The organism is Sphingobacterium sp. UBA1498, assembly GCF_002325125.1.
In the GTDB taxonomy this organism is placed as follows: domain Bacteria; phylum Bacteroidota; class Bacteroidia; order Sphingobacteriales; family Sphingobacteriaceae; genus Sphingobacterium.
The window spans coordinates 1-12,723 of record NZ_DCRG01000012.1 but is presented as its reverse complement, the minus strand read 5'-3'; the positions used below and the strand labels follow the sequence as shown (position 1 = coordinate 12,723).

General features: G+C 39.6%; 9 protein-coding genes. 1 reads left to right on the top strand and 8 read right to left on the bottom strand.

Annotated elements, in window-relative coordinates; genetic code table 11:
- Positions 1-73 precede the first annotated feature (73 nt).
- Complete coding sequence (locus tag B3139_RS08010; protein ID WP_293881682.1) at positions 74-1,051, bottom strand: hypothetical protein; 978 nt, start codon at positions 1,049-1,051, stop codon at positions 74-76.
- 234 nt (positions 1,052-1,285) lie between these two features.
- Here B3139_RS08010 and B3139_RS08005 point away from each other — a divergent pair, with 234 nt between their 5' ends.
- On the top strand, positions 1,286-1,867 hold the full coding sequence (locus tag B3139_RS08005; protein ID WP_293881680.1) for a thymidine kinase: 582 nt from the start codon (positions 1,286-1,288) through the stop codon (positions 1,865-1,867).
- 199 nt (positions 1,868-2,066) lie between these two features.
- Here the strand turns inward: B3139_RS08005 and B3139_RS08000 are convergent, their stop codons facing one another.
- From B3139_RS08000 to ccoN, 7 genes are all read right to left on the bottom strand, one after another.
- A complete protein-coding gene (locus tag B3139_RS08000) occupies positions 2,067-4,790 on the bottom strand; it encodes a carboxypeptidase-like regulatory domain-containing protein (RefSeq protein ID WP_293881678.1) in 2,724 nt (907 codons plus the stop codon).
- A gap of 126 nt (positions 4,791-4,916) precedes the next feature.
- Complete coding sequence (gene cls, locus B3139_RS07995; protein WP_293881676.1) at positions 4,917-6,380, bottom strand: cardiolipin synthase; 1,464 nt, start codon at positions 6,378-6,380, stop codon at positions 4,917-4,919.
- Positions 6,381-6,436: 56 nt separating this feature from the next.
- Positions 6,437-7,126 (bottom strand): sulfite exporter TauE/SafE family protein, encoded by a 690-nt coding sequence (locus B3139_RS07990; RefSeq protein WP_209582251.1) that lies wholly within the window; start codon positions 7,124-7,126, stop codon positions 6,437-6,439.
- Positions 7,127-7,135: 9 nt separating this feature from the next.
- Positions 7,136-7,558: a FixH family protein gene (locus B3139_RS07985; RefSeq protein WP_293881673.1), complete on the bottom strand. Its 423-nt coding sequence runs from the start codon at positions 7,556-7,558 to the stop codon at positions 7,136-7,138.
- 11 nt (positions 7,559-7,569) lie between these two features.
- The gene (gene ccoG, locus B3139_RS07980; RefSeq protein ID WP_293881671.1) at positions 7,570-8,958 is read right to left on the bottom strand and encodes a cytochrome c oxidase accessory protein CcoG; all 1,389 of its coding nucleotides are present in this window, start codon (positions 8,956-8,958) and stop codon (positions 7,570-7,572) included.
- 15 nt (positions 8,959-8,973) lie between these two features.
- Complete coding sequence (locus B3139_RS07975) at positions 8,974-9,888, bottom strand: cbb3-type cytochrome c oxidase N-terminal domain-containing protein (RefSeq protein ID WP_209582235.1); 915 nt, start codon at positions 9,886-9,888, stop codon at positions 8,974-8,976.
- A 205-nt stretch (positions 9,889-10,093) separates the two neighbouring features.
- Positions 10,094-12,235, bottom strand: a complete 2,142-nt coding sequence (gene ccoN / locus B3139_RS07970) for a cytochrome-c oxidase, cbb3-type subunit I (protein ID WP_293881667.1) — start codon at positions 12,233-12,235, stop codon at positions 10,094-10,096.
- Positions 12,236-12,723: the final 488 nt, after the last annotated feature.

Below are 12,723 nucleotides of genomic sequence, written 5' to 3'. Positions count from 1 at the left end.
AAAAAACAGCTCCTATACTTTCAGAGCTGTTTTTTTATTATTTTAATATTCTAATTATATCTTCTGCAATATTTTAGTTATATCTTCTGCGCAGGACATCGTATAATTTTTCAACAGTATTTGGTTTATCCGCCCACTTATTTTTAATCGCATAATTTGTTTGTAAAAACGCATCCGCCTCCGCATAGCTCGTAAATCTATTTAATAATTCAATTGCTTCGCTATATGCCAAGCTATAGCCATTAAACAAATCCTTAATAAACAAAAGTTTATCATTTAAGCTTATACCTGTTTTAATATCCGTGAGTTTATCATTACTTCCAGATTGATTTACCTGATAGACTCGGTTTTGCACTCCTGCTTGTTTCTGCTGAGAAATAATTTCATTTAAAGTTAATGGTCTAGCAGGAACTTCCTCAACAACAGTATTGATTTCTTCCTGAATAAAAACTTCCTTGGGCTGTTCAATAATGATTTCTTTCGGCTCTTCAACCACTTCTTTAACAAAGACATTCGCTTCTTCTATCTGTGAGGTTGCTCCCTTTTCGACCTGATAAGGCGGCTCAACTACCCGAGATCCTGTTATGCGAGAATCTACAGATCCATCGGCAACAGGGTTAGATTCCTCCGATTTCAATGGTTCTCTTTCGTAAGTTACTGGTCTCTCGCTCTCCTCTACCATATTTTCGTCCTTGATGGATTTGAGATCTTCAACCTGCTCGGTTTCCTGAACTACTTTTGCAGGCTGCTCAGCGACAAATTGCTGCGCCGCTGTTCTAATGGTAGAAGGCGGTGTAAAATAATCGTTGAATGCAATCTTCTTACTTTCCAATGCGGCTGAATTTAACGTATGCGGCGATTGATTTTCGCGAAGGACAGTCGTTGTCTTGAGTAGAGTTATATAGGCTGCCACAGCCTGTGCCTTAGCCTCCAATAGGACTAATTCATTCATTTCGGACAAGCCGTCTTGTTCTGACAAGGTCAGATACTTTCCATTTAAATCCTGTAATAAATCACCTATCTTATTAAAAATTTCCTCTTGAGTACCCATAATTATATTTGAAATCACCAATTAATCGTTTATCATACCTATACCCTCAACTAACTTAAAAGTGGAAAACTCAAACCTTTGATTTATAAATATTTGGATTTACATACACTTTTTTGCTACCCAAATTTAATATTTAATTCTGATATTAGCAGCGTCAAAAACAGAATATAGTAGTAGGTTATTATACAAATATCGCCTTATTTGAAGACCATACGACAAAATTAAATTAATCAAATGCTTTTTTTCGAACATAATTTGGCTTTGCGCCCCTCTCAATATGGTAGCATTGAAATTATCTGCGGTTCCATGTTTTCAGGCAAAACAGAAGAATTGATTCGCAGACTAAAACGAGCGCAATATGCACGTCTGAATGTTGAAATATTTAAACCATCCGTTGACAAGCGATACGACGATAAATTAGTCGTTTCACACGATAGTAACAGCATACCCTCTACGCCAGTTGATCATTCTTCCGCTATCTTACTCTTAAGTTCATCAACTAAAGTGGTCGGAATCGATGAGGCACAGTTTTTTGATGACGGTTTGACAGAGGTATGTGTCAAATTGGCAAATAGTGGTATGAGAGTAATTGTCGCGGGACTCGATATGGATTATCAAGGAAAACCATTTGGGCCAATTCCCCATCTTATGTCGGTAGCCGAACATGTGACAAAAGTGCACGCGGTGTGCATGCAATGCGGGGCTCCGGCAAATTATTCTTATCGCCTGACCAATGAGACAGCAACAGTACTTTTAGGTGAAAAAGAAGCCTACGAACCTCGGTGCAGACATTGTTATTTTAATTTGACTAAGTGATTTTGAGAAGCATTCAATAAAAATCTGCCAAAAAATATACAAATACAGTTTGGCATAAAATTTGAAATATACTTTACAAATAGAAGATTAACGCTTTAAATAGCGACAAAATACTTTTCATAATTTAGGTTTATAATTGGTTAGTTAGCAGCTCCTTGCCCATCAAGGAGCTGCTCTTTTTTATCGCCTACAGAAATAGTTAGGGCTGAACGCTATAGTTTATTACCTTCCGTCCAATATTCCCAGTTTGGTCCATTCCTTCAACAATCACTTTATAATTTCCATTTCCGTCGGCATTATAAAATTGAATCGCAGCTTCCCCTGTTTCTGTTATGGAGACTTTCGGATTCCAGTAAATAGTGGTTCTCAAATCATTCACAGCTTTTCTCTCTGGAGTATCATATTTAGGAACGTAGAATTTTCTTTCTTTGATGTAGCCCAGCGGATACATATCGATAACGTTTGATTTAGGTAACATACTTTCAATCTCACTCAACGACATCCGTGGTTTCTTAGCTTCTACTTTCTTCGTATAGATGGAAACAACACCATTGTTCTGATACATTCTGGAAACTGTCCCCAATTCATCGCGCAAGAAAATTTCTATACCTTCGATATCAGCGACATTGATACTATTCAGCCCCGGTTCATCAATAGCCATACCATTCAGAAAGAATTGTACAGGTGTACGCCCACCCGCATTGTAATCGCGGGAAACATAATATTTCAATGTCTGCGGATCATAAGTAATACCCGTCAACACCGTTTGGAGACACATCGTCAACACATTGCACCCTGTCAAACGATCGGGTTCAATACGATGCTCGGGCATCGATAATCCCGAAATAGAAGGAAAATCTTTATTTGTGATTACTTTTTTCACTACGGCTGTCACTTCGACTTCATCCAGTAAGATGGATTTTCGATATTCTTTTCGGCTATTGGCCAAATAAGGCGCAAAAGCCTGATCTATATTGGGTATAAAATAGCTCTTATACACATTGTTCTTATCAATCTCAGGATAAAAGCTCTGATCCATATTGATAACCAAACTCCTGTAATTGTCATTGGATCGGGCATTTACCGTTACTTTGGATGAATCTGGAAAGACCAGATCCTTAAATGTGAATCGTCCATTTTGATCCGTATACACATCCTTTTTAATGTTACGGGAAGGCACCGATAAAAGCAAGCCTCCATTTGGATAAGGACGCCCTGTGTTCATCCGAAGGGTGCCAGACAACTCTATACCTTGCTCAGGGAGAAAACTAATCTGCGGTAATTTCTCCGAAATAAGCGTTGGATAATCAAATCGGCGATAACCCTGTGTCATTAATAACGCATCCAGCGCTTTGTCACGATTGGGATTTTTTTCATCGAAATAGGCGTTTGGATTCTCCACATTCCCTTTCAGGTCTGAAGTTAGTAAAAAGTTACTCACGATAGAAAGATCCGCCTGATCATTATAGGGAACTTTAGACTCATCAATTACAGATACCGAGTAGCTTCCTGGAAATTTCTGTCCATTGTTGTCCACCGCAAGTTTAAGATTTACGAAGTCTTTGGCTTTATAACTTTGCTTATCGCTTGTGACTTGGATATTTAAAAGCTTTTCGCTTTGAACAAATGCCAGACGCTCGCTGATAGGCTTTCCCTCTGGGCTCAATAAAGTTACCTGGACAATACCATTTGGTAAACGTTCTTTCGGAATATTAACTAACGCTGAGGAAGATTTTAAATTCACTTGCGCACCAAAACAAAGGTGTCCATTGGACTGAACCAAAACATAATAAGATTGACTTTGGTTTTTTGAGAAATTTTCTTCACTGGTCACCACGGCGAACTCAGCATTCGTGGCATCCTGCTTCACAAAAACGACATTTGCTTTATCAGTAACGACGGCGGGCAATTTATATGTGCGTTCTTGTCCATTGTCAAACTTTATCACTGCCTGATACTTTTCTCCAGCAAGAGGTAACAGCGAGAAATAACCCATTCCGGTTCCAAAGTCCTCAATCTCAGCAACGGACTTGCCCTTTGAATCCAGAATATTGCCTTTAACCTTTAGCCCTTTGCCATCCGATCCAACTGCTTTAAATGCGACCTTTTTAGCCAGGCCTGCGATCAGATCTCCGCCTTCAGGAAAGAACTGTACGTCGGCATCCCATAAGGCATTTTTGAGTAAGAAAGAACTAGACAGCGGCTTTTCATTTTTATTTTCCTGAATACTAATTTTCAATTGTCCCTTTTCCAAATTCGACTTTTCCTTAGCAGACAGATTTATAGTTACTTTCCCCAATCCGTCAGTCTCACCTTTACCCTTGTCATACGTTTCCCAGCCCGATACAAACTCCCAATTAATTTTTGAATTGATCATCGGTTTTCCCGTTCGATCGCGAAACTGGATGACTGCCTGCGTCTTATTCCCACCAATGTTATTTTGAAATTCAATATTCGTAATCAATTTCTTATTAATTACGTCACCAATGGGAATTACTTTATTAAAGAAGTAAGCATTATCAAAATTAGCCATCCATTTCGTATAGCCTCTAAACCGATAATTGTCCTGAACCATAAATTGAGGATCAAGCACAATCTGCCCATTTCCTACCCCTTTATCCAATGGAATCCGAAGAGTCTGGATAAGGGAATCACGGCTATTCAGCACCTCCACGTAGGCTATTTTACTCGGCTCATATTCAGGCAAATTGCGAGATAAATAGGTGGAAAACCAAAGGGTATCCCCTACAGCATAATATGGCTTATCGAAATGTAAATGTACCTTTTCAACGGGGTACACTTGAAAATATTTTTGAACTCGTTCTACGATCGTATTAATAGGTAGTGTAGGTGCGGTCTGCGCATACGTCGTCCCTATTCCTAATAGTCCTATCGATAAAGTCAATAGTTTTATGTGCTTCATGGAAAGTCTTAGAATAAAAAATGAATAGCTAAATATATTCAATTTTAGGCAAAGACCAACCCCAATAGGTCATTTTTAACATTTATTATATCTGGTATTGGAACCATGAGCCCCTTTCAAACGTCATTAAAGCAAAGGAGCCAATAGTCTGCAGATAGAATCGACACCTCTTTTCCAACGGCTTCGTTGCATCCAACTTCGAATTGTAATCAGATCTGAAAATTCAATATCAGCCAAAAACTGTGCATTCAGACGATCACAGAGTGCTTTATCCGAGATAATTCCTGAAATCTCAAAATTGATATAAAAACTCCTGATATCCAGGTTTGTCGTACCAATATAGGCCAGCTTCCCATCAATACAGATCGTTTTAGCATGGAGAAACCCTTTTTTATAAAGGTAAACATTCACTCCCCTTTCCAGTAGCGGTTTGATAAATGAAAAAGAAGCATGTTGTACGAAATACGAATCAGACTGAGCCGGCAACATCAAATCCACACGAACACCCGACGAAACCGCCAACATTAAAGCAGTGGTCAATTGATCGCTTGGAATAAAATAAGGAGTACACAACTGTACATACTCTTTAGCTTCATTTATACCTGCGATAATAGCTTCCATATTGAATGGTGCTGGCGATCCAGGATCACTCGCCGTAAACCCTACTCCACTGGCATCTTCATGATTTAATGGAAATCGATTTAAATAACCCCGCCCGAGTTCAAAAGACTCCGCTTCCGTCTGATTCCAGCTATTCCAAAACTGGATCTGTAATGTATTTACTGCTGCGCCGATCACCATCATCGCCGTATCCCGCCAGTAAACCCCATTCTTTCCGTTATTGATATATCGGTCCGAAATATTGATCCCACCGACAAAGCCGATTTTACCATCAATAACCACAATCTTACGGTGGTTTCTGTAGTTACTGTTTGCCAAAGAACTAAAAGTAACGGGAAGAAAGGCTTGAAATTCAAAATCAGGTTTATTTCGTCGCAAATATTTTATTACATCCGGCGCACCAAAGCTGTCTAATATCAGACGCACAGTGACACCAGCTTTTGCTTTCTCTTCTAAAATATGTAAAATTTCACGGCCTATTTTGTCCATTTCCCAAATGTAATATTCCATATGGATAGAATGCTCGGCTGCTTTAAGCCGGTCGATAAGTACAGGAAATTTTTCTTCGCCATTGATAAATAGCGTCACCTCGTTATTCAGGGAAAAGGTAGATATTTTTTGGTTTTTGAGATATCGATACACCATAGCCAAACTTCCAATGCGTTCATTTAACGTATCGATATGTTCCTCCATAATTTCAGACTCCTTACGCCAAGCGTCCAATAGTTTTTTGGACTGCTCACGGTATACCCGTTTCATTCTTTTGACCTTTTTAAATTTTTGTCCAAAGAAATAGTAACTGAGTAAACCAATGCCGGGCAAGAACACAATGACCATAATCCAGGCAATCGTTTTGGATGGATTACGGTTTTCGATCAAGATGGTCCCGATTACACCAATGTAAAGAATCAGTAAAGGGATCCAGTAATATTGTAATACTATTTGTAAGATATGATGAAGTACCTCCATTTTGTATGCTAAGGGTTTGACCAAATATAATATTTAGTACCGACATATCGTTGTCGTCAAACACAGTTTATTGCGCCCTCAACATGAATAAATGGACTTAAATAGGGAATATCTAAATTGGCACCACGAAGTACAAACCATATTCCCAACAAGAAATATAGAAAAGGTACCCATTTTGAAAATCCAATTTTGAAGGATCGGGAAAAATTGCCAAGAAAAGAAAAGAGAAACAACAACGGTATAGTTCCCAAACCAAAACATACCATAAAGAAAAAACTTTGGAGTGGACTATCCGCGTTAATGGAAGACATGAGTGCCATATAGACCATGCCACAGGGTAATAATCCATTCAACACACCGGCTATAAAGCTTCCCCCTGGCTTATACAACCACTTCGACAACAACCGTACAATAGGCTGCACAGCTTTGGTCTGCCAGCTCGCGATCGTTTTGTTGTGCTTACCGACTAGCTGAAATAAAGCAATTCCTATCAGTATAATTCCTGTAACCCAGCTCAAGGTACGCTGCCAGCCTTGAATTTGTGCAAATGTCCCTATCGTACCGAGTAAAAGCCCCAAACAACCATAGGTCAGTACCCTACCAGATTGATATAATATCTTATTTAGGAAAACTTTCCACCCCAAACCCTGCCTCCCTTCTATGGCGAAAATCAATGGGCCACACATTACCGCACAATGTATACTGCCAAACAATCCCATGAAAAAAGCAAAATAAGTATAGCTCATTTCCTTATACTAAAATAAAATATGCTCTTCAAATAGAAAATCTTTACCCACACTTTTCCAATCAATATAAAGGTTCCACATTCCTTTATCGAACGTGGAGATCGGAAGGGTATATAGATTACCTGTCGTCTGAAACGGTAATTCTTTATCCAATCGATTATCAGAAGGCTTTCGAAAAACCAATTTCCCTTTATTTTCTTTAGAGACAAAATGAATGTACAAGGTGTCTTTCCTGATTTCGACAGTCGGAGATTCCTTCATAGTCAATACATTCTGCTTTTTATCGTACGCTTGGTCATAATTCAGCCCCTGTTCGTAGTAATCATCTTCCTCCAGACTATCCGAGTCATGGCTTACCATATAGACACCCGCTCCGACTATGCACAACATAAATACCGCCAAGGTTAAAAAAATTTTTGTACCCCAATTCATTTTTCTTCATTTTAATTCATACCCGGAGGCGCTATAAAAGTAGTTTTTAAACTTTCCACTTTCTTATCACCCGAATAGATCGCTAATTTTACATTACTTTTATAAGTCTCCACATCTTTATTCGCGATAATGAGAAAAAAACTCATTGTCGCATGCCCATCTTTATCCAATTTTTGGATAGGGTTAACCAGCTGAATCTTTAAACGCGGATCATCGCAGACGAGTTTGAAAGGCATTTCTTTGCCAGACTTATTGATCAATTCCAAAGAATACAAGTTGCTTATTGTCTTATCGTCACGAAGCTGGTAGGTACTGCCCTTTGCGCGGAGTAACCTTCCATCCACCTGAGAACGGTTGAACAATAGAAAACAAAAGACAGTCATTAGGGCGACCAGCACGATAGAATAAGCTATTGTTCTCGTATTGTTTTTTTTCTTGAGCGTACCCTCGATCTCCCCCATTGGATAAAAGCCAATTAACTTTTTAGGCTTTCCTATTTTGTCCATGACAGCATCACAGGCGTCAATACATGCCGTACAACTTACGCATTCCAATTGCAAGCCTTTTCGAATATCAATTCCTGTAGGACATACATGGACGCAGAGCTTGCAGTCCACACAATCGCCCTGAGGTGCCATGACATCCTTTTGATGTTTTCCTCTAGGTTCTCCACGTCTATGATCATAAGCTACGGTAATACTCTGATCGTCCAAGAGTACCCCTTGCAATCGACCGTATGGGCAGATTGCTATACATACAATTTCTCTAACATAGGCAAATACGCCATAGAAAACCAATGTAAATATAGTAATCGAGATGAGACCACCGATATGTTGATCCAGCGGATCAGTAATAATCTTCAACAAGGCATCGACACCGATAATGTAAGATAAAAAGATATTGGAGATGAAAAAGGATATGATCAGAAAAATGCTATGTTTCAAAAATTTCTTAAACTGCTTTTGATCCGTATTCGGACCTGCATCCAATTTTTTTTGTTGTTGCCAATCACCTTCAATCCAATACTCGATCCTTCTAAATATCAATTCCATAAAAATGGTCTGGGGGCAAGTCCACCCACACCATACCCGTCCAAAGACAACAGTAAACAAAACCACACATACCATCACGATCAACATGCCAAATACGAATATGTATAGGTCTTGCGGATAGAAAAGATTTCCTAAGATGGAGAATTTCCGGTCAATAATGTTAAACATTAAAAACGGTTCACCATTTATTTTGATAAAAGGAGCGACAAATAAGAACAGTAGCAGTGAATATCCAACCCACTGTCTCTTTTTGTAAAGTTCTCCCTGCGGTTTCTTGGCATAAATCCATTGTCTCTTTTTTGACTTAGATCCACCATTATTGGCATTATTCAATACTACTGTACTCATTGTTATTTCGATTTATTACTCTGCTTTTTTTTCTGTTTCAGCTTGATCTGTTTTACCTTCCTCCGCTGATTTCTCTCCACTTGCTGCCTGCCCACCACCATAGCTTACCTCTTCACCTTGCGGCGCTTTTGGATTAGCAGGGTTAGTATCCCTTAATGTGACAATATAACTGGCCACCTGTGCAATTTGAGCAGGACTTAAAGTTTGTTCCCAAGGCACCATTCCTTTATCAGGAACACCATATTTAATGGTTTTGAAGATGTCCTTAATTTCGCCACCATGTAACCAAAACTTATCGGTCAAGTTCGGTCCGATACCACCTTCACCACTACCGCCGTGACAGGCGACGCAGTTTGCGGTAAAGATAGCTTTCCCGTCGGCGGCCAACTCCGGTTGAAACTCCACGCTACTTTCATCTACGTTACTCGCTGAAGCAGTGAGATAAGCCTGGCGTTCTTTCTCAGCAATGACCATCTCATGTTCATATTCCTGATCTTGGTTCATTCCTATACCAGAGACCTGATAAACGAATAAGTAAACAAGACCAAAAAAGATTGTTCCGTAAAAGAGGAAATTAAACCAGATTGGAATCGGATTATCCAATTCGCGAATACCGTCATATTCATGGTCTATAACAATATCCTTCTCTTCTGAAATCGGTCTGATCCCCATGATCTTGTTCCATGACCTTTTCATCCAGCCTTTGTTTGCTGCCTTTTTGAGTTTTTCCTCGTTGGCCAATTCAGGCATGGTAATCTTAATAATGGATTTCATCGCACGATTGACCATCAGTGCCGAAGCGAGGAGAGCCAACATCACAACGATCAATACGATAATTAAGATATCTGTGTATAAATTATCTGTACCAAATCCTATCGTAGATTGAACAACTTCTGCGGTAGCTGGTGCAGTATCCAATAATAAACTCATATATTATAGACTTTCAGGTGAATGATTCAGTTCCTTTTCTGTTTCGTCTTCTTCCAAAGGCAATTCCTTCATATAAGTAACATAGTCTTTTTTCATCCGGAACAACATTATTGCTACTGAAATGAAGAAAATCAAGAAGATCCAAAGTGATGCGATTAAATAAAGCTCACTACCGTTTAGATTTGTTATTTGCTTAAACATCGCTTTATTGATTTGCGTTAATAGTATTATCAGCTACCTTCGGCGCTGCTTTTATATCTGTTCCAAGTCGCTGCAAGTATGCAATTACGGCTACAATCTCACGATCAGCTAACACATTCACTTGATTTTGTTTCAGATCATCAGCAATTTTTTGCGCTTGCTTAGTAAGATCCTTTTCAGCATGTTCAATTTCAGCATCGGTATATGGAATACCCAATTTGCGCAATGCTTTCATTTTATCCTGCAGAATAGAATTGTCCAATTTCTGATCGATCAGCCATGGATAAGTTGGCATGATACTTCCAGGAGAGGTAATTGTTGGATCCATCAAGTGGTCAAAGTGCCATTTGTTCGGATATTTCCCTCCGATCCGGTGCAGATCCGGTCCAGTCCGCTTCGAGCCCCATAAAAACGGTGTATCGTAAACAAACTCACCAGCTTTACTATATTCACCATATCGCGCTGTTTCTGACCTAAACGGACGGATCGTCTGTGTATGACAATTAACACAGCCTTCCCTAACATACAAATCCCGTCCTTGCAATTCCAATGCTGTGTAAGGTTTCACACTAGCAATTGTGGGAACGTTCTTAGAAATCGTAAACGTCGGTACCATCTCGACCATACCTCCGATAAGGATGGCAATTAGCGCTAGCACCATAAATAAAATTGGTTTACGTTCGAGGCGACGGTGTTGCGACTGTTCGTTTACCTGAACTGGCAATAATGCAGGTGCTTCCGCTGGTTCATTGGCCAGAAGCTTTCCGCTTTTCATCGTTTTGATCAAGTTGAAAGTCATCAAGAACACACCAGACAGATAAAGAGCCCCACCTAATGCACGCATCATGTGCATCGGCAAAATTTCTAATGTCGTCGCAAGGAAATTCGGATATTTCAAAACACCCTCTGGTGTAAATTCTTTCCACATCAAACCTTGTACTACAGCTGCCCAGTACATTGGGATTGCATAGAACAAAATACCCAGTGTACCAATCCAGAAGTGAGTTGATGCCAGTTTTTTAGAGTAGAGGTCTGTTTTATAAATACGAGGTATCAACCAGTACAAAATTCCGAATGTCATAAATCCGTTCCATCCCAATGCCCCCACGTGTACGTGTGCTACAATCCAATCGGTAAAGTGAGCAATTGCATTAACTTGTTTCAAGGATAACATAGGCCCCTCGAAAGTTGCCATCCCATAACAGGTAAGTGCCACCACCATGAATTTTAACATCGGTTCTGTCCGCACCTTATCCCATGCACCCCGTAAGGTGAGCAGACCATTGATCATACCACCCCAACTCGGAGCAATCAACATAATTGAAAATACGACTCCTAAAGACTGTACCCAACCCGGTAGTGCCGTATATAATAAATGGTGAGGACCTGCCCAGATATAAATAAAGATTAAAGACCAAAAGTGAAGAATACTTAATTTATACGAGTAAACCGGACGGTTGGCCATTTTAGGAAGAAAATAATACATCATTCCCAGATAAGGAGTCGTCAAGAAAAAGGCTACTGCATTGTGTCCATACCACCATTGTACAAGGGCATCCTGTACACCTTTATACACATAGTAACTTTTCCAGCCCGCTACGGGCAATTGAATGGAGTTAACAATGTGCAAAACAGCGACTGTAACAAACGTGGCAATATAGAACCAAACTGCGACATACATATGGCGTTCGCGTCGTTTGATAATAGTGCCGAACATATTGATACCAAATACAACCCAAATAAGGGTAATGGCGATATCAATTGGCCATTCCATTTCGGCATACTCATGGCTTGAAGTAAGACCCAGTGGAAGTGTAATAGCCGAGGCAACAATAATTAATTGCCAACCCCAAAAATGGAGCTTACTCAAAGCATCACTGAACATTCTTGCTTTAAGCACCCGCTGCAAGGAGTAGTATACTCCCATAAAAATACCATTACCTACGAAAGCAAAAATAACCGCATTGGTATGTACAGGGCGTACACGGCCAAATGTTGTAAATTGCAATCCAAAGTTCATCTGAGGCCAAACAAGTTGAGTCGCCACAAGCAATCCTATGGTCATACCAACTATCCCCCAAATAATGGTAGCGATTCCGAAATTTCTGACAATCTTATTGTCGTAATTAAATTGCTCTAACTGCATTACTTAAATTGTTGATTCTGCTTCAAAAGTAAGCAGCATTTTATGACAATCTAATGATGTACAATGCGTACAAAAGTGATGTGCATCACTTTTAGCTTAATCTCGGCTTTCGCTTCGTTTCTACAATTTGCAACTGAATGTAAGTAAGTTATCAAAAATAAAAATGGTGAACCGGCGTTCCTATAATTAATCGTGAAGTCAAAAGTGATGCTAATCACTTTTCTAACCTTGCAGCTAGATCTTTTAATATAAGTCAACCTATTATTACGGCCAAAAAAGGTTGTTGTTTCCTCAAGACACACCTTTGCCTCAGTTATGCTATAGCCACTATCGATACAATTGCAAGTTTGGACTAAGATTGATCGGCAGACTTCTATGAAGATGCACTGTGCGACTGAGGACAGTGCCGGTTGCGGAACATCGCAGATGGACCAGCCGCATCTATGGCCACTGAGGTAGTTAAACGAAAGAAGCCCTTGACTGTTTCC